The organism is Raineyella sp. LH-20 (genome assembly GCF_033110965.1).
Classification (GTDB): Bacteria; Actinomycetota; Actinomycetes; order Propionibacteriales; family Propionibacteriaceae; genus Raineyella.
Map to the genome: position 1 here is coordinate 686,690 of NZ_CP137003.1, position 23,450 is coordinate 710,139.

The window sequence follows — 23,450 nt, forward strand, 5'->3', positions numbered from 1 at the left end:
CCCGGGCGACGGTTCCTCGTCACCGCCGCCGGACCGCTCACGGCTCCAGCGGCGCGACGATCACGTTCACGTTCTTCTTCGCCAACCGGTCGAGGTCCTGCTCGGCGGTGCCCTCGTCGACGATCACCACGTCGAACGCGGTGAGCGGCAGCAGCGCGTGCAGCGCATGGGCGGTGAACTTCGAGTGATCCACGTAGAGGATGCGCTGCCTGGCCGCCTCGTACATCGCCCGTTTGACGGCGATCGTCTCGGTGCGCTGGTGGTAGCACACGTCATCGGCGATCGCCGAGGTCGACATGAAGAAGGTGTCGACCTTCAGCCGCCCGAGGGTCTGAACGGTGATGTCGCCCATGTATGCCGAGCACCACGAGTAGTAGACCCCGCCCAGGGCGATCAGTTCGAGATCCTGCTGGCCGCGGCAGATGTCCATCACCACCTGGTAGTTGGTGATCACCGTCAGCGGGATGTAGTCGGTGAGTTTCTCGGCAAACGTCACCCCGGTCGTCGAATCATCGAGAATGATCGACTGCCCCGGCTCCAGGAATTGCGTCGCCGCCTCGGCCACGGCGAGTTTTTCCGCCGACATCCGCCGCAGCCGGTATTCACTGCTGGCCTCGTACGCTCCGGTACTCAGGGCCGTCACCATGCCGCGGGTCTTGCGCACGATGCCCTGGGCGACCAGGGCATCGATGTCGCGATGGATGGTCATCAGGCTGACGCCGAGGCGCTCAGGAAGGAACTCGATCTTCACCGATCCTTCGGCGAAGACGATCTCGGTCAATTCCGCGCGGCGCCTGTCGCGCTCGTCTTCCCGCCTACCGTTCACGGCCATGGGGGCATCCTAAGAAATCGCGGAGGCCGGACGGAACAGCGAGATCGGTGGGGGCGCCTCCGTCCCCCACCGATCTCCACCTGCATCAGTTGCGCCCGGACGTCTACTTCACCGTCTCGTTGGCGATCTGACCGGACTGGAGGTTCTGCTCGATCAGCGCGGGCAGCGTGTCCAGGAATCCGGGGACGTCGGTCACCACGTGGCCCTCGAAGGAGTCCACGTTGTCGGGCGTGATCGGCGGCATGACGTACGTGTACTTCGGCTGGACCTGCTGCTTGGCGATGATCCGGTCGGCGATCGCCAGACCGGTCGCCATCTCGACCCGACCGTGCTGCAGGTTGGTGCCGATCAGCTCGCCGGACTTCACCGCGGCGAGGCCGTCCTGGATGCCGTCGACGCCGACCACCGGAACGCCCTTCCTGCCGGCCTCGTTGAGGGCCTGGATGGCCCCGAGCGCCATGTCGTCGTTCTCGGAGACCACGCCGTCGATCTTGTCGCCGAAGCCGGAGATCCAGTTCTTCGTCTTGTTGACCGCCTCGTCGCGCTTCCAGTTGGCGGTGTCCTTGGCCAGGATCTTGATGTCCGGGTAGTCCTTGAGGACGTTGTTGATGCCCTGGGTGCGATCGAGCTCCGGCGAGGAGGCGAGCGGCCCCTGGAGGACGACGATGTTGCCCTTGCCGCCGAGCTTCTCGGCCATCATCTTCATCTCCGACTCACCGGCGGCGACGTCGTCCGGCAGCACCGAGGAGGCCAGCGCACTGGAGTCGCTCAGCGTGGTGTTGACCGCGACGACCGGGATGCCGGCGGTCTTCGCCTGCTGCATCTGCGGCGCGAGCGAGTCCGCCTGCACCGGCACGATGATGATCGCGTCGACCTTCTGGTTGATCAGCTGCTCGACCTGGTTGGCCTGCGTCGACACGTCGTTGCCGGCCGAGTTCCACAGCAACTGGATGTTGTTCTTCGCCGCGTACGACTCCATCCCCTCCTTCCCCTGGGAGATGAACGACGACATGTCGTAGACCGTCACGCCGACCCGCTTCTGGGGTCCGTCGGCGGAGGGCGAGGTCCTGCTCGGATCACCGGCGCCGCAGGCACTGAGGGCGAGGGCACCGACGGTGACCACCACAGCGACGCTGCTGCGGATGAGTCTCTTCAACATTGACGATCCTCTGCTGTCGCGTCGGGCCCGCATCCGGACTCCCCGGACGGCCTCCCGACTCCTGTATGAGCTGCAGCCTACGCCCCACCCACGTGATAGACAACACCAATCGAGTGATATATAACATGACCAGTGAAATGAGTTCATGGCCGAGCTCACTCGCCGCGGGTTCGGCCCTACGTGGAAGGTCGTGGCGACCATGGGTGTGGATTTCTCCTTCGGGCTGCAGGGCAAGGTGGCCGTCGTCACCGGAGGAGCGTCGGGGATCGGCGCAGCGATTGCGGAGGCCTACCGCACGAAGGGGGCCACGGTCGCGATCGTCGACCGGGACCCGGCGCACGCGGAGGAGACCGCGGCGCGGATCGGCGGCGGCACGTACGCCGTCGCCTGTGATGTCAGTGACCCGGCGTCGGTGGACGCAGCCGTCCGGACGATCGTCGAACGGTCCGGCGGGATCGACATCCTGGTCAACAGCGCGGGCGTCGTACGGTTGGCGCCGGCCGAGGACCTCGACGTCGCCGACTGGCAGCTGACCATCGGGGTGAACCTCACCGGCACCTTCCTGATGACCCAGCGGGTCGGCCAGGTGATGCTCGCCGCCGGGAGCGGCCGGGTGATCAGCCTCGCCTCGCAGGCCGGCGTGGTGGCCATCCCCGAGCACGTCGCCTACACCGCGTCGAAGTTCGGCGTCCGCGGGCTGACCCAGTCGTTCGCCGCCGAATGGGGCGGCCGCGGCATCACCGTCAACTGCATCTCCCCCACCGTGGTGATGACCGAGCTCGGCAAGCTTGCTTGGGCCGGCCCCAAGGCGGACGCCCACCGGGCCCAGATCCCGCGGGGCCGCTTCGCCGAGCCGGAGGAGATCGCCGCCGCGGCGGTCTTCCTCGCCTCGGACGGCGCCGCCATGGTGAACGGCACCAACCTCGTCGTCGACGGCGGCTTCACGATCGTCTGATCGTCCGCCCCCGCAGCAGCCAGGCCCTCAACACCCAGGAAAGAGAAGGTCAACGATGACCCACATCGTCAAGGATCCGGCCACGTTCATGGAGGACATGATGGTCGGCTTCGCCGCCGCCCATCCGGCGTACGTCGAGCTGGTGCCCGGCGGCTGCGTCCGCGCCGACGAGCCGCGCCACGGCAAGGTCGCCGTCATCCCGGGCGGCGGCTCCGGCCACTACCCCGGCTTCGCCGGCGTGGTCGGCCCCGGCATGGCCGACGGCGCCGTGATCGGCAACATCTTCACCTCCCCCTCCGCACAGGACGCGTACGACGTGGCGAAGGCCGCCGAGGTGGGCGGTGGCGTCATCCTCTGCCCGGGCAACTACGCCGGTGACGTGCTGAACTTCACCGCCGCCAAGGAACGTCTGGATGCCGAGGGCATCCCGACCCGTACGGTCTGGGTCACCGACGACATCGCCTCGGCGCCGCTGTCCGAGATCGAGAAGCGTCGCGGCATCGCCGGCGACTTCGTGGTCTACAAGATCGCCGGGGCGGCCGCCGAGGAGGGGCTGGACCTGGACGCCGTCGAGGCGGTGGCTCGGCGGGCCAACGCCGCCACCCGCTCGTTCGGGGTGGCCTTCGCCGGCTGCACCATGCCGGGTGCCGACACCCCGCTGTTCACCGTGCCCGCGGGCCGGATGGGCGTCGGCCTGGGCATCCACGGCGAGCCCGGGATCGCGGAGGACCCGACGCTGCCGGCCGATGAACTGGCGACGATGCTGGTGGACGCGCTGCTGGCGGACCTGCCGCTGGAGCGCGGCCAGCGGATCACCGCGGTGCTCAACGGGCTGGGTGCGACCAAGTACGAGGAGCTCTTCGTGCTCTGGAAGTACGTCCACGAGCTGCTCGTCGCCACCCACGGCCTGGTCCTGGTCGAGCCGGAGGTCGGCGAGATGGTGACCAGCCTCGACATGGCCGGCTGCTCGCTCACCCTGGTCCGGCTCGAGGAGGACCTGGAACGCTACTGGACCGCTCCGTGTGACACCCCGGCCTACCGGAAGGGCAGCGTACGGTCCACCGGACAGCACCGCCGGCTCGTCACCACCGCACACGCCGACGCGGCGGCGCAGGTGAGCGGCTCCCCGGCGAGTGTGGCGGCGGCCGCGACGGCCCGCCGGGTGCTCGCCACGATGAAGGCCACTCTGGTCGAGGCCGAGGAGGAGCTCGGCCGGATCGACGCCATCGCCGGCGACGGCGACCATGGGCGCGGCATGGTGCGGGGCATCGCCGCCGCGGTGGACGGCGCCGAGGAACTGCCGGTGGAGAGCGCCGGGGTGGAGGCGGTGCTGGTCGCCGCCGGCGACTCCTGGGCCTCCAAGGCGGGCGGCACCTCGGGCGTGCTGTGGGGCGCCACCCTGGCAGCTGTCGGCCGCGCACTGGGCGACAGCCGCGAGGAGATCACCCGGCACGACGTCGCCCGGGCGGTCCGCGCCGGTCTGGACGCCATGCAGCGGCTGGGCAAGGCGCAGGTCGGCGACAAGACGATCGTCGACGCGTTCGTGCCCTTCGCCGAGACCCTGGAGGCGCAGGTGCTCGACGGCGTCCCGCTGAGTGCGGCGTGGGCGTCCGCGGCGGCAGCCGCCACGGACGCCGCGGAGGCGACCGCCGGGCTGCGGCCGCGACTCGGCCGAGCCCGCCCGCTGGCGGAGCGCAGCCTCGGCACCCCGGACGCCGGCGCCACCTCCTTCGCGCTGTGCATGGGCCGGATCGCCCCGGTGCTCAGCTGAGGCCGGCCGCCTCCGCCAGGTCGCTCGGGTGGCCGTAGCGGTGCGCGGAGATCGACACCAGCTGCTCGTGGACGTACGGCAGGATCGCCACCCTGCCGGCGTCCACGACCGGGCCGGCGTAGACGGCGGTGTCGATCGCCCGGAGCGGGTCCACCGAGCCCGTCAGCACCTCGGCGAGGGCCGTCCGGTCCCCGCCGAGCAGCCGGATCCGGCCGCCGGGTTCGAGGGTGCGTTCCGGCACCCGGGCGAGGAAGGCGGCGTCCGACTCGACGACGACCGGGATGCCCTGTCCGGCCAGGAGGTCGAGCAGCGGCCCGGGCAGCGCCCGGGCGGTGGAGACCCGGTGGCCCACGGCGGCGGCGCCGGGCACCGCCAGGGCGGCCGACAGCTCCCGGACCAGTTCCAGCACCGGCCGTCCCTCCCCCAGCCGGATCAGCACCGGGGTGGGCAGGTAGCGCAGCAGGTTCCGCTCGACGCCGAGGGCCGCCGGGTCGTGCACCCGGCCGAACTCCTCGTCGAGGGCCTGCTGGTCGAGCCCGATCGCCACCTCGAGACGTACGGCGTCCTCCGAAGCGAGCACCGTACGCCCCACCGCGAGCAGCCGGCGCAGCAGCGGCGCGGTCGGCTCGGCGACCAGCTCGGTGACCGGCGCCGGCACCACCTCGCCGAATCCGTACAGGTAGTTGGGACCGCCGGCCTTGGCGCCGGCGCCGACCGCGGACCGCTTCCAGCCGCCGAACGGCTGGCGGCGGACGACCGCGCCGGTGATCGGCCGGTTGACGTAGAGGTTGCCGGCCTGCACGTGCTCGGTCCAGTAGCGCACCTCGTCCGGGTCGAGCGACTGCAGGCCGGCGGTCAGGCCGTAGTCGGTGCCGTTCTGCACCTCCACCGCGGTCGCCAGGTCGGGGACGGTCATCACGCCGAGCACCGGCCCGAAGTACTCCACCCGATGGAACTCACTGCCGGGTGCGACCCCGGCCCGGATCCCCGGGGTCCACAGCCGGCCCTCGGGGTCGGCCGGCGGCGCGTCGAGGCGGCGGGGAGTGAGGATCCAGTGCTGGCCCGGCTCGAGGGTGGTCAGGCCACGGAGCAGCTTGTCGCCCGGCGGTGAGGTGAGCGGGCCCATCCGGGCGGCCGGGTCGGTCGGCCGGCCGACGGTGAGCGAGCGGGTGGCGTCGATCAGCTGGTCGCGGAACCGGGTGGAGCCGGCGGCGGCGCCGACGAGGATCACCAGGGAGGCGGCCGAGCACTTCTGGCCGGCGTGTCCGAAGGCCGAGGCGACGATGTCGCGGACGGCCTGGTCGCGGTCGGCCGACGGGGTGACGACGATCGCGTTCTTGCCGGAGGTCTCGGCCAGCAGGCCCATCCCGGGGCGCCAGCGCAGGAACGCCGCGGCGGTGTCGGCCGCGCCGGTCAGCACCACCCGGCCGACCCGCGGATCGGTGACCAGCCGGCGGCCCAGCGTGGCGTCGGCGGGCACCACCAGCCGCAGCACCTCACGGGGCACCCCGGCCCGCCGGCAGGCCTCGGCGAGCAGGGCTCCGCACCGTCGGGCGGCGGTGGCCGGCTTGAGGATCACCGCCGAGCCGGCGGCCAGTGCCGCGGCGACCCCGCCCAGCGGGATCGACAGCGGGAAGTTCCACGGCGGGGCGACGACGGTGAGCCGGACCGGCCGGAAGGTGCCGCCGACCAGCCGGCCGAGCCGCAGCGACTCCTCGGCGTAGTGGTGGGCGAAGTCGACGGCCTCGGAGACCTCCGGATCGGACTGGTCGAGCGTCTTGCCGCACTCGGCGGCGGCCACCTCCAGCAGCTCGGCGCGGGCCGCCTCGAGCTCGTCGCCGATCCGGTGCACGATGGCGGCACGTTCGGCGGGCGTACGGTCCGCCCAGGCGGCGCCGGCCCGTACGGTGCGGCCGACGACTTCGTCCAGCCGGGTGGGATCGTCGATCCGGGCGCGCTGGACGGCGACGACGCCGAGGCGGGAGCCGGGCACCCGAGCCAGGATCGCCCGGCCCCAGGCCTGGGCGGCAGGCAGCGCGGTGTCCGTGTCGGGCGCGTTGTCGGTGCCTGCTGAGCCCCGGCTGACGCCGGTCAGGGTCGGCGGCAGCGTACGGTCCTGGCGGCGGCGCGGCCCGACGGCCTCCGGACCCTCGGTGGTCCAGCGGGCGACGGCGGCCCGGAACCGGGCCCGTTCCCGGGCCAGCCCGGCCTCCGGGTCGGGATCGCCGAGGGAGGCCAGGTAGTGGCCGGGTGCGGCGTTCTCCTCCAGCCGGCGGACCAGATAGGCCAGCGCGACGTCGAACTCCTCCGGCCGGACGACCGGCACGTAGAGCCGCAGCCGGTCGGTCTCGGCGCGGACCGCCGCGGCCTGCGCCGGCGCCATCCCGGCCAGCATCTCCACCTCGATCCGGTCCCGGACGCCGCGCAGGCCGGCCAGTTCCCAGGCCAGCGCGACGGTGAAGAGGTTGTGCCCGGCGACGCCGAGGTGGATCGCGCGGGTGGCGTCCGGGGTGAGCGCCCGGTCGAGCAGCCGCAGGTAGTTGGCGTCGGTGGCCTCCTTCGAGCCGGTGGCCACCGACGGCCAGCCGTGCAGCCGGGCGTCGACGGTCTCCATCGCCAGGTTGGCGCCCTTGACCAGTCGCACCCGGATCGGCGCTCCGCCCGCGTCCACCCGGTGGGTGGCCCAGCCGAGCAGCTCCTGGTACGCCGGCAGGGCGTCGGGCAGGTACGCCTGCAGCACCACCCCGGCGGAGAAGCCGGCCAGGCCGGGCAGGTCCAGCAGCCGGCGGAAGACCGCCAGGGTGAGGTGCAGATCGCGGTACTCCTCCATGTCGAGGTTGAGGAAGACCGGTCGCGGCCGCTCCGCGGCCAGCCGGTAGAGCGGGGCGAGCCGGTCGACCGCGCGGTCGACCGCCGCGTCGAGGCCCCACGGGTTGTGCGGGCCGAGCACCGAGGAGACCTTGAGGGAGACGTACGTGACGTCGTCGCGGCGCACCAGATGCTCGACGTCGGCCAGCCGGCGGGCCGCCTCACCGTCACCGAGTACCGCCTCACCGAGCAGGTTGACGTTGAGGGAGTAGCCGGGAGCGGACAGCCGGGCCAGGGCGGCACCGAGCCGTTCGTCGGTCGCGTCGACGACCAGGTCACCGATCAGCGTACGCAGCAGCCGGCGGGCCACCGGCAGCACGACGCCGGGCAACTCCGGCCCGGTCGCGCCGCCGGCGGCGAGCAGGCCACGCAGCGCGACCGGCAGCGAGTCCGGGATCGTCGCGGCGAGCCGGTGCAGGGCGTACGCCGCGGTGCGATCGTCCTCGGGCCGGATCACCCGGTCGACGAGGTCGAGCAGCCAGCGCATCCCGGCCGGGTCGGCGGCGACCCGGCCGAGCAGGGTGCCCGGCCCCCCGTCCTGGTGGCCGGCGTGGGCGGTCCGCCACCAGCGTTCGGCGGTCGGCACGGCCAGGTCGGCGGCGGCCTGAAGGTCGCCGGAGTGCAGGTCGCCGGAGTGCAGGTCGCCGGAGGGCAGCTGGTCAGCGCTCATCGCAGCCTCCCGGACCGCCCGTGGCGCGCAGGATCGCATCCGCGGCCTGCACCAGGCCGAGATGGCTGAAGGCCTGCGGATAGTTGCCGATCAGCCGGCCGGTGTCGGGGTCGTACTCCTCGGCCAGCAGGCCGACGTCACCGGCGTACGACACCACCTGGTCGAAGAGCGCCTCCGCCTCGGCCAACCGGCCGGTGTGGGCGTACTGGTTCACCAGCCAGAAGGTGCAGAAGAGGAAGCTGCCCTCCTCCCCCGGCAGCCCGTCGGTGCCCGGCGCGGTCCGGTAGCGGCGGAGCAGGCCGCGGTCGTCGCGCAGTTCGTCCTCGATCCGGGCGACGGTGCGCAGCATCCGTGGGTCGTCCCAGGCGACGAAGCCGCACTGCGGCAGCACCAGCAGCGACGCATCCACCTCGGTGGTGCCGTAGTGCTGGACGAAGGTGCCGAGCTCGGGGACGTAGCCGTGCTCCTCCACCTCCAGCCGCAGCTCGTCGCGCAGACCACGCCAGCGCTGCACCGGGCCACGCAGCCCGTACTCCTCGACGGCCCGTACGCCCCGGTCGAAGGCGGTCCACATCATCACCCGGGAGTGGGTGAAGTGCTGCGGCGCCCCGCGCATCTCCCAGATCCCCTGGTCGGGCCGGTCGAGGTGGTCGGCGGCGTACTCGAGCAGGTGACGCTGCAGCCCCCAGGAGAACCGGTCCTCGGCGATCCCGACCCGGCGCAGCCGGTCCAGCGCCATCATCACCTCGCCCACTACGTCGGCCTGGTACTGCCCGGCGGCGCCGTTGCCGATCCGGACCGGCCGGGAGCCGGCGTAGCCGGGCAGGTGGTCGAGCTCCAGCTCGGGGCCGAGGCGCTCCCCGGCCAGCCCGTACATGATCCGCAGCGTCCGGTCGTCGCCGGCGATCGCCCGCAGCAGCCAGTCGCGCCACTCGTGGTGGGCGGCGCCGTGGGTGGCCATCGCCTGGATGGTCAGCGCGGAGTCCCTCAGCCAGCAGTAGCGGTAGTCCCAGTTGCGGACCCCGCCGGGGTCCTCCGGCAGCGAGGTGGTCGGCGCGGCGGCGATCCCACCGGTCTCGCGGTCGGTCAGGGCGCGCAGCACCAGCAGGGAGCGGCGGACCTCCGGCCGGCAGCCCTCCAGGGCGATCGCCCGGCTCCAGCCCTGCCAGTCGGCGGTGGTCCGGTCGAGCTCGGCGATCGGGTCGAGCCGCTCGGGCAGCGGATGGAAGCTGGGGAACCAGGTGAGCGTCCAGCACTCCCGCTCCCCCTCCCCGACGGTGTACCGGCCGACGTGGTGCCGGTCGATGGCGCGCGGCAGTGGCCCGTCCAGCACCAGCGCGTCCGGCCCGGAGACGGCCAGCAGCCGCTCACCGTCCGGCCCCGGCACTCGGCGGACCCACGGGATGCTCGACCCGTAGTCGAAGCGCATCACCAGGTCCAATTGGAGGTCCACCTGCCCGGAGACGCCCTCGACCATCCGGATCAGGTCGGCCCGGTCTTCGTGCTCCGCCATGAAGTCGGTGCAGACCACCTCGCCGGTCGGTGTCCGCCACCGGGTGCGCAGCACGAACGTCTCCGCCACGTACGACCGCTCGACGACCGTCCCGTCCACCGGGCGGAGCCGCCAGTGCCCGTTGCCCGGCCCGCCGAGCAGGGCGGCGAAGACGGCCTGGCCGTCGAAGCGCGGCAGGCACAGCCAGTCGACACTCCCGTCGCGGGACACCAGCGGTCCGGTCCGCCGGTCGGCGAGCAGTGCGTAGTCCTCCAGTCGCGGCTGCGTCATGCCCCCATCGTGCCGCGTACGCGACGGCCGCGACAGACGTGGGACACAACCCCGGCGTTGCTGGTCGGGAACTGGATCAGGCTCGAATCACAAGGTGCCGTGCTGGGTAGCCGGTTTCCGCAACGGAAGCGGAAGCCGGCGGGATGGAGATCCAACCGGAACCCTCCTTACGGTTGTCGTAGTAGGCACAGCGAGGGGGTCCAACGGTGGACGATCGGTTGTGGGACGTCCTGGACGTACCCACTCACCGCCGACCCGGACGACCAACTCCTGGCCCAGCGCACCAACCGTGAGAACCACCTCGCCTCCGACGTCCAGGTCTTCCGGGCATACCCGCGCTGGGTCCTCGCCGAGTGGGAACGCAAGGGACTCGACATCGTCCGCACCGAGGATGACGCGGCTGCCCTGCGGGAGGGGTGCGTCGACTACTTCTCGTTCAGCTACTACATGTCGATGGTGTCGACCCGCGACGAGGGCGCCCGACAGAAGGTGAGCGGCAACCTCGCCTCCGGGGTGAGGAACCCCTACCTGGACGTCACGGAATGGAACTGGCAGATCGACCCCAAGGGACTTCGCTTCTCCTTGATCGACCTCTACGACCGCTACCGACTGCCGCTGTTCATCGTCGAGAACGGCGTCGGAGCCTACGACACCCTCGAAGGCGGCACCGTGGCCGACGACTACCGGATCGCCTACTTCCGGGATCACATCAGCGAAATGGGCAAGGCGATCGCCGACGGGGTCGACCTCATCGGCTATACCACGTGGGGATGCATCGACATCGTGTCCATGTCCACCTGTCAGATGACCAAACGCTACGGGTTCGTCTACGTCGATGCCGATGACGAAGGCAACGGCACCTATGACCGCTTCCGCAAGAAATCGTTCGGCTGGTACCAGCGCGTCATCGCCACCAACGGAACAGAGCTCGATGTCCGATGACCTGGCACAGGCGATGACCGTCGCGGGTTGACCTGAAGGTCGGACCTTGCTACCTTCGTGCCTACGAGCGGTCTTCCGCTCACCAGGATTGTTACTCCGCGGAGGCAAGACCTGAAGTGCACATCGTGCGCTTCAGGTCTTTTTTTGTGCCCGCGGGCAGAGTCGAGGAGGACTCCGATGGGGACCGTCAACTACGCCGATCTGGCCCACCAGATCGTCGCCACCGTGGGAGGCGAGGCGAACATCACCGCCGGCACCCACTGCGCCACCCGGCTGCGCCTGACACTGAGGGACGAGGCGAAGGCCGACACCGCCGCGGTCCAGAAGCTCCCGGGCGTCATCACGGTGATGAAGGCCGGCGGGCAGTACCAGATCGTCATCGGCAACAACGTGCCGAAGGTCTACGAGGAACTGACCCGCTTCACCAGGCTCGGCAGTGACGACGCCGCGCCGGTCGACACCCCCAAGGGCAACCTGCTCAACCGTTTCATCCAGCTGATCAGCGCCATCATCCAGCCGATCCTCTGGCCGCTGGCCGGCGCCGGCCTGTTCAAGGCCTTCCTCTCGCTGGCCACCAACCTGCACTGGCTCGACGCGGAGTCGACGACGTACGCCATCCTGAACGCCTCGGCGGACGCGATCTTCTACTTCCTGCCGATCTTCCTGGCCCTCACCGCCGCCAAGCGCTTCCGGGCCAACCAGATGACGGCGATGGCGATCGCCGGTGCGTTGGTCTACCCGGCCGTCGTCGCGCTGGCGTCCGCCACCACGCCGGTCACCTTCTTCGGCCTGCCGGTGGTGATGATGAGCTACACCAGCTCGGTCATCCCGATCATCATCGCCGTGTGGCTGCAGGGGTACCTCGAGCGTTTCCTGTCCAAGGTGCTGCCCGACGCGATCCGCAACTTCACCACCCCGCTGATCACCTTGGTGGTGATGGTCCCTCTCGTCCTGCTCACCGTCGGCCCGCTGACCACGTACGCCGCCAAGGGCATCTCCGCCGGCGTCAACGCGATCTTCACGTTCGCTCCCTGGCTGGGCGGCGCCATCATGGGTGGCTTCTGGCAGGTCTTCGTCCTCTTCGGTCTGCACTGGGGCTTCGTCCCGATCATGATGAACGACCTGGCCACCCAGGGCTACACGCTGCTCGGCGGCCCGCTGGTCGCCGCCGTCCTCGCCCAGGCCGCCGCCACCTTCGCCGTCTTCGTCCGCACCCGCAGCGCCAAGCGGCGTGAGGTCGCCGGCCCGGCCGCTCTCTCCGGCATGCTCGCCGGCATCACCGAGCCCGCGATCTACGGCGTGAACCTGCCGCTCAAGCTCCCCTTCTACTTCGGCATCGCCGGTGGCGCCGTCGGCGGCGCAATCGCCGCGGCCGGTGGCAGCGCCAACAACGCCTTCGTCTTCCCGTCCCTGCTCGGCCTGCCCGCCTACATGGCGGTCGGCGACTTCACCCTGCAGCTGATCGGCTCCGGCGTCGCCGTGGTGATCGCGCTGGTGCTCACCCTCGTCTTCGGTCCCCGCGAGGAGAAGGACGCTCCGGAGGCGGCACCCGGCGACGCGTCCGCGTCGACGGCCGTCGTCGCCCCGACCGGGGAGACCGTCGTCGTCGCCCCGGTCGCCGGCACTTCGGTCCCGCTGGCCGAGATCAACGACAAGGTCTTCGCCTCCGGCGCGATGGGCCAGGGCCTGGGCATCCTGCCGACCGACGGCCGGGTCGTCGCCCCGGTCTCCGGCACCGTCATCGCCGCCACCAGGACCGGACACGCCTTCGGGATCACCTCCGACGACGGGGTCGAGGTGCTGGTGCACATCGGCATCGACACCGTGCAGATGAAGGGCGAGGGCTTCACCTCGCAGGTGACCCGCGGCCAGCGAGTGGAGCAGGGCGACGTCCTCGCCCTGGTCGACCTGGACGCGGTCGAGAAGGCCGGCTTCGACCCGACCGTGGTGACCATCGTGACCAACTCCGCCAGTCTCGGCGCGGTCAGCGCGGTCACCGGCCGTACGGTCGCCGCCGGCGACCCGGCCCTGCTGATCACCGTCGGCGCGTCCGTGGAGGTGAACGCATGAGCACCGCACGATTCCCCGACGGCTTCCTCTGGGGCGGCGCCACCGCCGCGAACCAGCTGGAGGGGGCGTACGACCTGGGCGGCAAGGGCCTGTCCATCCAGGACGTGATGCCGCGCGGCATCTCCGGCCCGCCGACCGAACGGCCCACCGAGGACAATCTCAAGCTGGCCGGCATCGACTTCTACCACCGCTACGCCGAGGACATCGCGCTCTTCGCCGAGATGGGGTTCAGTGTCTTCCGGTTCTCCATCGCCTGGAGTCGGATCTTCCCGAACGGCGACGAGGAGACCCCGAACGAGGAGGGCCTGGCCTTCTACGATCGGGTGCTCGACGAGCTGGAGAAGCACGGCATCGAGCCGCTGGTCACGATCAGCCACTACGAGACGCCGCTGCACCTCGCGACGACGTACGACGGCTGGCGGTCGCGCGACCTGATCGGCTTCTACGAGCGCTACTGCCGTACGTTGTTCGAGCGCTACGGGAAGCGGGTCAGATACTGGCTGACCTTCAACGAGATCAACTCGATCCTGCACGCGCCGCTGCTGTCCGGCGGCATCTGGACCCCCAAGGAGGACCTCGCCGAGCAGGACCTCTACCAGGCGATCCACCACGAACTGGTCGCCTCCGCGTCGGTCACCAAGCTGGCGCACGAGATCATGCCGCAGGCCAAGATCGGCTGCATGGTGATCGCCATCCCGATCTACCCGCTCACCCCGGACCCCGCCGACGTGCTCACCGTGCTGCAGGCGGACCACGCCAACCTCGCGTTCGGCGACGTGCACTGCCGCGGCGCCTACCCCGGCTACTTCCTCCGTACGCTGCGGGAGAAGGGCATCGAGCTGGAGATCACCGACGAGGACCGCGAGGTGCTGCGCCACACCGTCGACTTCGTCTCGTTCAGCTACTACATGAGCGTCTGCGACACCGCAGATCCGACCCGGAAGGTCGCCGGCCGGGGCAACATCATGGGCGGCGTGCCCAACCCCACCCTGGAGGCCTCCGAGTGGGGCTGGCAGATCGACCCGACCGGCCTGCGGATCGTCCTCAACACCTACTGGGACCGCTGGCAGAAGCCGCTGTTCATCGTCGAGAACGGTCTGGGTGCCAAGGACGAGCTGGTCGAGGTCGACGGGCATCGTACGGTGCTCGACGACTACCGGATCGGCTACCTCAACGACCACCTGACGGCGGCCGCCGAGGCGATCGAGGACGGCGTCGAGCTGCTCGGCTACACCTCCTGGGGGTGCATCGACCTGGTCAGCGCCTCCACCGCCGAGATGAGCAAGAGGTACGGTTTCATCTACGTCGACCGCAACGACGACGGCAGCGGCACCCTGGCCCGTTACCGGAAGAAGTCGTTCGACTGGTACCGCGACGTCATCGCCTCCCACGGCGCCACTCTCCGGTGACCCGGCGCACCGTGACCACCGCATCGCACTGACGGGCCGATCGAGACAGCAGGACGGAGAGACCCACCGTGGAGATCCTCCGCGTCTTCAACAACAACGTCGTGCTGTCGCGGGACGCGTCCGGTCAGGAGATCATCCTGACCGGACGCGGCCTGGGCTTCCAGGCCCGGCCCGGCGACACCGTGGACGAGCACCGCATCGCCCGGACCTTCGTCCCCGACGACGGCCGCGACCCGGACAACCTCGGCGCACAGATCGCCGCCATCCCACCGGAGCACGTCACCCTGGCCGACGAGGCACTGGCCGTCGCCCGCCGCGAGCTGGACACCGAACTGCCCGCGCACGTCGTGGTGGCGCTGGCCGACCACCTCAGCTTCGCGATCAAGCGGGTGCACTCCGGGATCGCCCTCGACTACCCACTGCGGTCCGAGGTGTCCCACCTCTACCCCCAGGAACTCGCGGCCGCGGCGCACATCGTGGCGTACGTCAACGAGCACCTGGACGAACCGATCCCGGACGACGAGGCGATCGCCATCGCCCTGCACCTGGTCAACGCCGGCTTCGCCACCGGTGACCTGTCCGAGACCTACCGGATCACCGGGCTGTTCCGTCAGCTCTTCGACGTCCTGGAGCAGGCGTACGGGCGGCCCTTCGACCGTGACACGGTCAGCGCGGCCCGCTTCGTCACCCACCTGCGCTACTTCTTCATCCGGATGAGGAAGGGCGAGCAGCTCGCCGAAGGACACGAGATCCTCGCCGCGGCGATCCAGCAGGCCTATCCCGAGGCGTACGCCTGCGCCCTCAAGCTCACCGCGGTGCTGGAGCTGCGGCTGGGTGACGAGATCACCGACAACGAGGTGCTCTACCTGACGATGCACGTGGCCCGGTTGGCCAGTGACCCGGTCGACCGGTCGCTGTGAGCGACACGCCGCGACACGCCGTGGAGATCACAACGAATCGGTAACACGGCTGTCACAGAGGGGGATACGGGTGTGTGCTCGATAGTGAGCGCAGCAAGGGCAGGGCTCCGACGGCAACGGAGCCACGTCCCGGTCCCTGATCCGCTGACTCCTCGGAAGTAGTCGAGATGACCGCACAGACCTTCGACAGCATCACCGGCCGACACACCGCCTGGGAGGAACGCGGCCACCACGGCCTGCTCCGCGCAGGCTCCACCTTCCTCAGCATCGCCCTGATCGGCATCGTCCTGGGTGCCTTCGCCGCGAACGACGTCCTGCTGGCCGTCGGCTCCCTCACCGGGGTGGTCGGGGCCTTCCTGCTGTCCTGCCGGCAACTCACCGGACCGCAGCGCGTCGAGCAGCCCGACCTCGGACCGAGCGATTCCGGGCGGCCGGCCGAGCACCCGGCGGATCCCTGCTGAGACACCTCCGGAGGTCTGGGCACACCGCACACCGGCACGCCCCGACGCCTCACCGACACAGCGCTTCCCCCCACTGCGGCACTACGCCTGTGAATGCCCCATGAACGTGTCCGCAGGATCCGACCTTGGTCAATACAGGACTGCATCGTGTGATCAGATGGGGTACGGGTCCAGGTGGGTCCGACTCTCGCGCAGCGCGGCGCCCGGTCAGCCCCTGACCTGGCACCCCCGTACCATCCCGTACGGCACGCCCTCACGGAGCCCACCCACCGTCGAGCAGCCTGCGCTGCTCGAGCCAGGAAGCAGGAAGCATGTCGATCCCGACACTCGACCAGCAGTCCGCCACCCCCGTTGTTCCGTCCTCCACCGCCCCGTCCACGGCGGAGCGGCCGCCGTCCTCCCCGCGCAGGATCGTCTGGGTCCGGATCGCCGGTCTGCTGATCGGGGCCTCCGCCGTGCTCGCCGCACTCGGACTGGCCTCCGACACCCCCGCCGCCACCGTCACCGGCGTCGCCCTCGGCGTCGCCACGTCGTTCGTGCTGGCCAGCCGCGAGATGGGCGACAAGCGCATCGCCGGCTCCGACCAGTAGCACCGTCCCGAAACATCCCGAACAGACTCCAGGGGGCGTACGCCCGGCTCGTGCCGGCGTACGCCCCCTGTGGTCTGCCGGGGTCGTTGTCGCCCCGGCCGATCGGGCGCCTCAGTGGCGGCTCCGCTCGGCGGCCGCGCCCTCCGGGACGAGCATCGGTCGCAGCCGCGCCCACACCACGAAGACGACGCCGACGACGAACAGGACCAGACCGGCCCACAGGTTGGCGTTGATCCCGCCGGTCTTGTCGAGGCCCTTGTCGGCGAACAGGCCCATCAGCAGCAGGATCAGGCCGTAGACGCCGAGCAGCAGACCGATGACGTTGCGGATGTCGAACAACCCGGCCTGGTGCCGGGCGGAGGTTTCGGTGGTCACCATGGCAGGCTCCTCAGAAGGCGATGTTCAGGATGATGGCGATGACCAGCGCCACGCCGGCGAGCGGCACCGGCCGACTGATCCACGGCATGGTGGCGAGCGCCGGGTCGTGGAAGTGTGACTTCGGCGTCTCGGAGTAGACGAAGCCGACCAGCTCCGAGGACGGCTTCGGCCTGGTGACCAGCGAGACCAGCACACTGACCAGCACGTCCATCACGAAGCCGGCCGAGGCGGCGACGAAGGCGGTGCCCTGGCCGGGCAGCTGGATCACCCCGCCGAGGCTGAGCAGCCAGACGAAGACGGCGGACAGCGTGCCGACGATCAGGCCGACCCAACCGGCGGTGGGCGTCATCCGCTTCCAGAACATGCCGACGATGAAGGTGGCGAACAGCGGCGCGTTGAAGAAGCCGAACAGGGTCTGCAGGTAGTCCATGATGTTCGAGAACTGGCCGGCGATCAGCGCGGTGAAGATGGCCACGATCGTGGCCGCCAGGGTGGCGATCCGGCCGACCGTGACGTAGTAGTGGTCGGGCTTGTCCTTGGCCACGTACGTCTGCCACAGGTCCACCGACAGCACGGTGTTGAAGGCGGAGATGTTGGCCGCCATGCCGGCCATGAACGCCGCCAGCAGGCCGGTGATAGCCAGCCCGAGCAGGCCGTTGGGCAGCAGGTCGCGCATCATGTAGAGCAGCGAGTCGTTGTACTGCACACCGAGGCCGGAGGCCCCACCGGGGATGTGCGCACCGTTCTTGACCTGGCCGATCTCGCTCACCAGCACCGCGGCGAGCATGCCCGGCAGGATGGTGATGAACGGCACGAACATCTTCGGGAACGCACCGATGATCGGCGTCTTGCGGGCCGCGGTCATCGACTCCGAGGCCATCGCCCGCTGCACCTCGACGAAGTTCGTCGTCCAGTAGCCGAAGGACAGCACGAAGCCGAGGCCGAAGACGATGCCGATCACCGACAGCACCGGCGAGTGGAAGCCGGACAGTGCCTGACCCGGCCAGGACTGCAGTTGCTCGGCGGCCGGAGCGACGCCGGCGCTCGGCGGTGCGGCGGCCGCAGCGGCGGTGATCCGCTCCTTCAGCCCCTCCCAGCCGCCGACCCGGTGCAGACCGATCAGGGTGAGCGGGAGCAGCGAGGCGACGATCACGAAGAACTGCAGCACCTCGTTGTAGATCGCGGCGCTCAGGCCGCCGAAGGAGATGTACGCCAGCACGATGACGGCGGCCACCAGCAGGGCCACCCACAGCGGCCAACCGAGCATCGCGTGCACGATGCTGCCCAGCAGGTAGAGGTTGATGCCGGCGATCAGCAGCTGCGCCAGGGCGAAGGACAACGAGTTGACCAGGTGGGCGCCGGTGCCGAAGCGCTTGCGCATGAACTCCGGGACCGATCGCACCCTGGAGCCGTAGTAGAAGGGCATCATCACGACACCCAGGAAGAGCATCGCCGGGATGGCCCCGATCCAGAAGTAGTGGACGGTCGGCAGGCCGATCTGGGCGCCGTTGGCCGACATGCCCATGATCTCCACCGCGCCCAGGTTGGCGGAGATGAAGGCGAGGCCGGTCACCCAGGCGGGGAGTGAGCGGCCGGACAGGAAGAACCCGATGGCATCCGAGGCCTGTCGGCGTGCGATCAGGCCGATGCCGAGTACTGCCACGAAGTAGATCCCGATGATCAGGTAGTCCACGACGTTGGCTTGGATGAGTGTTGCCATCCTCGTTGATGTCCTCTCAGACGGTTGGCGTCGCACCCGCACCGGGTTGGCCGGCCGTCGAATGTTTACGTCAACATTGTCGCATTGGAACGATGTTGACAAAGTCCCCCGAGACTGTCAACTCGCTTGCACAGTGACAATGTTTACGTCACCATTGCAGTGAACACGGGCATCGACGCCCAGGGGTCCACTGCTCCCGACGGGCGTCGGATGGTGCAGTGACGGCTCCGGGCGGGAAGGACTGACCAATGACGACCAGCGTCCCGCTGACCACCGGCATCCCGAGCTGGTCCGGCGAGGAGGGCGTACGCCGCGCCCACGACCTCTTCCTACAGGCGTACGCCGGCCCACCGGACGGGGTCTGGGCGGCACCCGGGCGGGTCAACCTGATCGGTGAACACCTCGACTACAACGGCGGCCCCTGCCTGCCGATCGCGCTGCCGCACCGGACGTACGTGGCGTTGCGCCGGCGGGCCGACCGGACGGTGCGGCTCGCCTCGGACGACGCCGACCCGACCCGGTGGGAGGGCACCCTCGACGACATCCGGCCGGGCGGGGACATCCCCTCCTGGGTCGGTTACGCGGCCGGCCCCGCCTGGGCACTGGCGCAGCAGGACGCGACGCTGGGCTTCGCGGCGGCGCTCGGCGGCTTCGACGCCGCCGTGGTGTCCTGCGTGCCGTGGGGCGCGGGGCTGTCCTCTTCCGCCGCGATCGAGTGCGCGACGGCGCTGGCCCTCGACGAGACGTACGGCCTCGGGCTGGGCGACGACGCGACCGGCCGGGCGACGCTGGCCGCGGCCTGCGTACGGGCCGAGAACGAGGTGGTCGGCGCCCCGACCGGCGGGATGGACCAGGCCGCGGCGTTGGCCACCCGGGAGGGCCACGCCCTGTTGCTGGACACCCTGGACGGCTCCGTCGAGCAGGTGCCGTTCGACCTCGGCCGGGTCGGGCTGGCCCTGCTGGTGATCGACACCCGCGCCGAGCACGCCCTGGTCGACGGGCAGTACGCCGCCCGCCGGGCCGCCTGCGAGGCGGTCGCCGCTCGCGAGGGCGTGCCGACCCTGCGCGAGCTGGCGGACCCGCCGGCTGTGCTGGCCCGGCTCACCGATCCGGTCGAACGTCGTCGGGTGCGCCATGTGGTCACCGAGATCGACCGGGTCGGCGAGTTCGTGGCGCTGCTCCGCGCCGACCGGTACGACGCCCTCGGGCCGGTGCTGGACGCCTCGCACGCCTCGCTGCGCGACGACTACGAGGTGAGCTGCCCGGAACTGGACGTCGCCGTGGAGACCGCCCGCGCCGCCGGGGCGCTGGGCGCCCGGATGACCGGCGGCGGCTTCGGCGGCTCGGCGATCGCCCTGGCACCGACCGGCCGGGTCGAGGCGATCGCCGCCGCGGTGACCGACGCGTACGCCCGGCGCGGCTGGCACGCCCCACGCTTCCTCGTCGCCCTGGCCTCCGCGGCCGGCGGCCGGGTGGACGGCCGGACGGACGGGGCGCAGCGATGAGCCCGGCGGGACTGCGCCACGCCACCGAGCGGATGCGCCGGGCGGGCCTGCCCGACCTGGCGGTCGAGGTGTTCGCCGGCTACTACGCCCAGCTCGAGGAGGGCCGCACCGGCCTGATCCCCGAGGACACCATCGACCCGGTGCTCGACGTCACCGACATCGCCGAGGTGGAGGTCTCCCCGGCGCAGCAGCGCGAGGCACTGGCCCGTACGGTGATGATCAAGCTCAACGGCGGACTGGGCACCTCGATGGGGATGGACCGGGCGAAGTCACTGCTGCCGGTGCGCGACGGGCTGAGCTTCCTGGACATCATCGCCGGGCAGATCCGGCACGCCCGGGTGGCCAGCGGGGCGGACCTGCCGCTGTTGCTGATGGACAGCTTCCGCACCCGGGAGGACACGCTGGCCGCGCTGGCGGCCCACCCGGACCTGGCCTGCCCGGGGCTGCCGGCGGACTTCGTGCAGCACCGCGAGCCGAAGCTGCTGGTCGACTCGCTGGAGCCGGTCGACTGGCCGGCGGACCCGTCGTTGGAATGGTGCCCGCCGGGCCACGGCGACATCTACGTCGCACTGCTCACCACCGGCCTGCTCGACACGCTGATCGAGCGCGGCTACCGCTATGCCAACACCTCCAACGCCGACAACCTCGGCGCCGCCCCCGACGGCCGGCTCGCCGGCTGGTTCGCGGCGAGCGGTGCACCGTACGCTCCGGAGGTGTGCCGGCGGACGCCCGCGGACCGCAAGGGCGGCCACCTCGGGCGGCGCAGAGCCGACGGCCGGATGATCCTGCGCGACACCGCACAGACGCCCGCCGCGGACATGGCCTGGTTCACCGACGAGACGCGCCATCCGTACTTCCACACCAACAACCTGTGGTTCGACCTGGTCGCGCTGCGCGACGCGCTGGCCGCCCGGGGCGGGGTGCCCGGGCTGCCGCTGATCCGCAACCGCAAGCACGTCGATCCGACCGACCCGTCCTCCCCCGAGGTGTTCCAGATCGAGTGCGCCCTCGGCGCGGTCGTCGAGCTCTTCGACGACCCGGCGCCGGTGCTGGTGGAGCGGGCCCGGTTCCTGCCGGTGAAGACCACCGACGACCTGCTGCTGCTCCGCTCCGACGCGTACGAGCTGGACGACGACGTCCGGCTGCGGCTGGCGGCCGACCGGGCCTGCCTGGTGCAGCTCGATCCGCGCCACTACCGGCAGATCGCCGACTTCGACGCACACTTCCCCGCCGGGCCGCCCTCCCTGCGGGGGGCCGAGCGGCTCACCGTGGACGGCGACTGGACCTTCGGCGCCGGCGTCGTCGTCACCGGTGACGTCCAGCTGCCCGACCCGGGCACCCCGTGCCTCGTCCCCGACGGGACGGACCTCACCAGGCACGACACGAGCCCGGCCGCCGCGAGCGCACCGGACGGAGAGAGGAGGGCGGACCGATGATCCCCACCGGCCCGAGTGGACGAGAGTTCAGCATCAGCCACGGCGACCAGCAGGCCGTGATCAGCCAACGCGGCGCCGCCCTGCGGTCCTACCGGGTCGGCGAGCGCGACGTCGTGGTGCCGTTCGGAGCGGACGAGGTGTCCCCGGCGATGCACGGCGCGATCCTGTTGCCCTGGCCCAACCGACTCGCCGACGGGCGCTACCGGTTCGACGGGACGACCCACCAGCTGCCGATCACCGAGCCGGACCGCCGGGTCGCCAACCACGGCCTGGTGCACGCCCTCGACTGGCGGCCGGTCGGCCACTCCGACGGTCACGTCGAGTTGGCCCTCACCCTGCTCCCCCGCCCCGGCTACCCGTACCGCCTGGACGTGCACGTGCACTACCGGCTGGCCGCCGACGGCCTGACCGTACGGCTGGCCGCCACCAACGCCGGGGAGGCGAGGGCCCCGTACGGCGTCGGCTTCCATCCCTGGCTGTCGCCCGGCCGAGCGGCCGTCGACGACTGCACCCTCCGGGTGGACGCCGGCCGCTGGCTGCGCCCCGACGACCGGATGCTGCCGGTGGCGACCGAGGCGACGCCACCGGAGAAGGACTTCTCCACCGCCCGGACCATCGGCGCCACCTCCCTGGACGACGGCTTCGCCTCCGCCTCCTACCGCGACGGGCGATCCTGGGTGCGGCTCACCGCTCCGGACGGCTGGACCGCCGCCGCGTGGATGCGCCCGCCGCTGGCCTACTGGCAGGTCTGCACCGGCGACTTCCCGGAGACCGGCCGGTACGAGCGGACCGGGGTGGCGGCCGAGCCGATGACCTGCCCGGCCAACGCGTTCGTCACCGGGCAGGACCTGGCGGTGATCGTCCCCGGGGCCACCCACGTGGTGAGCTGGGGGCTGTGCCTGGAGGGCGGGTCCGGGAGGCCGGGGGCATGACCGGTCCTCGGGCCGGCCGCCGCCGGGCACCCGGGCAGGCCGTCTCGATGGCCGACGTCGCCCGGCTCGCCGGGGTCTCGTCGCAGACCGTGTCCCGGGTCGCCCGGAGCGAGGACTCGGTCCGGCCGGAGACCGCCGCGCGGGTGCGGGCGGCGATGCGCCAGCTCGACTACCTGCCCAACCGGGCGGCCCGGGCCCTGCGCTCCGGCACGTTCCGGACCATCGGGGTGGTCGGCCACCAGCTGTCCCGGACCGGCGAGGCGCACATCACCGAGGCGGTGATCGAGGCGCTGCGCGAGCAGGACTACGCGGTGATGCTGATCGACACCCCGAGCTCGCGGGCGGAGGACTTCCTCGACGCGTTCACCGCGCTGGGGCAGTCGGTCGACGGCATGGTCGTGCTGCGCCTCGAGACGCCGACCCCGGCCCGGGTGGAGCTGCCGGCGCGGGTGCCGATCGTGGTCGGCGACTTCCGCTACGCGGACAGCCACACTGTGGTCGGCACCGACCAGGCGGCCGGCACCCGACAGGCCGTCGCCCACCTGCTGGGGCTGGGCCATCGGACCGTGCACCACGTGTCCGGGCCGACCAGCTCGGTGCAGGCGACCGCCCGTGAGGCCGCCTGGGAACAGGTCCTCCGAGAGGCGGGCCGGCCGGTGCCGCCGGTGCTGCGCGGCGACTGGACCCCACGGTCCGGCTACGCCGCCGGCCTGCTGCTGGCGGCCGACCCGTCGGTGACCGCGGTGTACTGCGGCAACGACGAGATGGCCCAGGGGACGCTGCGGGCGCTGCACGAGGCCGGCCGCAGGGTGCCGGCCGACGTGTCGGTGGTCGGTTTCGACGACCTGATGGCGGAGTGGCTGTGGCCGCCGCTGACCACGGTGGCACAGGACTTCGCCACCATCGGCCGGGAACTGGTGTCGGCGCTGCTCGAGCAACTGGCCGAGCAGCAGTCCGCGGCCACCCGGCGGATCCTGGTGCCGACCCGGCTGGTGGTCCGGGCGAGCTCGGGGCCGCCACCGGAGCGTACGCTCCCCGACGGCAGGTGA

At 71.2% G+C, this 23,450-nt stretch carries 18 protein-coding genes; 12 read left to right on the top strand and 6 right to left on the bottom strand.

The window, feature by feature from the left end; genetic code table 11:
- Positions 1-37: 37 nt before the first annotated feature.
- On the bottom strand, positions 38-832 hold the full coding sequence (locus tag R0146_RS03010) for a DeoR/GlpR family DNA-binding transcription regulator (protein ID WP_317691377.1): 795 nt from the start codon (positions 830-832) through the stop codon (positions 38-40).
- Positions 833-935: 103 nt separating this feature from the next.
- Positions 936-1,991 (bottom strand): substrate-binding domain-containing protein, encoded by a 1,056-nt coding sequence (locus R0146_RS03015; protein WP_317691378.1) that lies wholly within the window; start codon positions 1,989-1,991, stop codon positions 936-938.
- 145 nt (positions 1,992-2,136) lie between these two features.
- On the opposite strand from R0146_RS03015, the gene R0146_RS03020 reads away from it, so the two are divergent.
- Positions 2,137-2,946: a GolD/DthD family dehydrogenase gene (locus tag R0146_RS03020; protein ID WP_317691379.1), complete on the top strand. Its 810-nt coding sequence runs from the start codon at positions 2,137-2,139 to the stop codon at positions 2,944-2,946.
- A 55-nt stretch (positions 2,947-3,001) separates the two neighbouring features.
- Complete coding sequence (locus R0146_RS03025) at positions 3,002-4,717, top strand: dihydroxyacetone kinase family protein (protein WP_317691380.1); 1,716 nt, start codon at positions 3,002-3,004, stop codon at positions 4,715-4,717.
- Here R0146_RS03025 and R0146_RS03030 read toward each other — a convergent pair.
- Both R0146_RS03030 and R0146_RS03035 read right to left on the bottom strand, forming a co-directional pair.
- Positions 4,710-8,255, bottom strand: a complete 3,546-nt coding sequence (locus R0146_RS03030) for a proline dehydrogenase family protein (RefSeq protein ID WP_317691381.1) — start codon at positions 8,253-8,255, stop codon at positions 4,710-4,712. The genes R0146_RS03025 and R0146_RS03030 overlap by 8 nt on opposite strands.
- On the bottom strand, positions 8,245-10,038 hold the full coding sequence (locus tag R0146_RS03035; protein ID WP_317691382.1) for a glycoside hydrolase family 15 protein: 1,794 nt from the start codon (positions 10,036-10,038) through the stop codon (positions 8,245-8,247). The genes R0146_RS03030 and R0146_RS03035 overlap by 11 nt, the downstream gene beginning before the upstream one ends.
- A 57-nt stretch (positions 10,039-10,095) precedes the next feature.
- Between R0146_RS03035 and R0146_RS03040 the strand changes: the two genes are divergently transcribed.
- From R0146_RS03040 to R0146_RS03065, 6 genes are all read left to right on the top strand, one after another.
- Positions 10,096-10,980: a family 1 glycosylhydrolase gene (locus R0146_RS03040; protein ID WP_317691383.1), complete on the top strand. Its 885-nt coding sequence runs from the start codon at positions 10,096-10,098 to the stop codon at positions 10,978-10,980.
- Between the two features lie 177 nt (positions 10,981-11,157).
- A complete protein-coding gene (locus R0146_RS03045) occupies positions 11,158-13,050 on the top strand; it encodes a beta-glucoside-specific PTS transporter subunit IIABC (RefSeq protein WP_317691384.1) in 1,893 nt (630 codons plus the stop codon).
- Positions 13,047-14,459: a 6-phospho-beta-glucosidase gene (gene ascB, locus R0146_RS03050; RefSeq protein ID WP_317691385.1), complete on the top strand. Its 1,413-nt coding sequence runs from the start codon at positions 13,047-13,049 to the stop codon at positions 14,457-14,459. The genes R0146_RS03045 and ascB overlap by 4 nt, the downstream gene beginning before the upstream one ends.
- Before the next feature lie 68 nt (positions 14,460-14,527).
- The gene (locus R0146_RS03055) at positions 14,528-15,379 is read left to right on the top strand and encodes a PRD domain-containing protein (RefSeq protein WP_317691386.1); all 852 of its coding nucleotides are present in this window, start codon (positions 14,528-14,530) and stop codon (positions 15,377-15,379) included.
- A gap of 167 nt (positions 15,380-15,546) precedes the next feature.
- Positions 15,547-15,840 carry a hypothetical protein gene (locus tag R0146_RS03060; RefSeq protein WP_317691387.1) on the top strand — a complete coding sequence of 98 codons (294 nt, stop codon included), beginning with the start codon at positions 15,547-15,549 and terminating at the stop codon, positions 15,838-15,840.
- Between the two features lie 311 nt (positions 15,841-16,151).
- Positions 16,152-16,430, top strand: a complete 279-nt coding sequence (locus R0146_RS03065) for a hypothetical protein (RefSeq protein WP_317691388.1) — start codon at positions 16,152-16,154, stop codon at positions 16,428-16,430.
- A gap of 111 nt (positions 16,431-16,541) precedes the next feature.
- Here R0146_RS03065 and R0146_RS03070 read toward each other — a convergent pair whose 3' ends face one another.
- Together R0146_RS03070 and R0146_RS03075 are read right to left on the bottom strand one after the other, a co-directional pair.
- A complete protein-coding gene (locus R0146_RS03070) occupies positions 16,542-16,808 on the bottom strand; it encodes a hypothetical protein (protein WP_317691389.1) in 267 nt (88 codons plus the stop codon).
- A gap of 10 nt (positions 16,809-16,818) precedes the next feature.
- A complete protein-coding gene (locus R0146_RS03075; RefSeq protein WP_317691390.1) occupies positions 16,819-18,528 on the bottom strand; it encodes a sodium:solute symporter family protein in 1,710 nt (569 codons plus the stop codon).
- A 248-nt stretch (positions 18,529-18,776) separates the two neighbouring features.
- On the opposite strand from R0146_RS03075, the gene galK reads away from it, so the two are divergent.
- Genes galK through R0146_RS03095 form a run of 4 tightly spaced genes read left to right on the top strand, consistent with a single transcriptional unit; the run spans position 18,777 to position 23,450 of the window.
- Positions 18,777-20,033 (top strand): galactokinase, encoded by a 1,257-nt coding sequence (galK, locus tag R0146_RS03080; protein ID WP_317691391.1) that lies wholly within the window; start codon positions 18,777-18,779, stop codon positions 20,031-20,033.
- Positions 20,030-21,469, top strand: coding sequence for a UTP--glucose-1-phosphate uridylyltransferase (locus tag R0146_RS03085; protein ID WP_317691392.1), 1,440 nt, complete (start codon positions 20,030-20,032; stop codon positions 21,467-21,469). Before galK ends, R0146_RS03085 begins: the two co-directional genes overlap by 4 nt.
- Positions 21,466-22,401 carry an aldose 1-epimerase family protein gene (locus R0146_RS03090; protein ID WP_317691393.1) on the top strand — a complete coding sequence of 312 codons (936 nt, stop codon included), beginning with the start codon at positions 21,466-21,468 and terminating at the stop codon, positions 22,399-22,401. Before R0146_RS03085 ends, R0146_RS03090 begins: the two co-directional genes overlap by 4 nt.
- Positions 22,398-23,450 (top strand): LacI family DNA-binding transcriptional regulator, encoded by a 1,053-nt coding sequence (locus R0146_RS03095; protein ID WP_317691394.1) that lies wholly within the window; start codon positions 22,398-22,400, stop codon positions 23,448-23,450. The genes R0146_RS03090 and R0146_RS03095 overlap by 4 nt, the downstream gene beginning before the upstream one ends.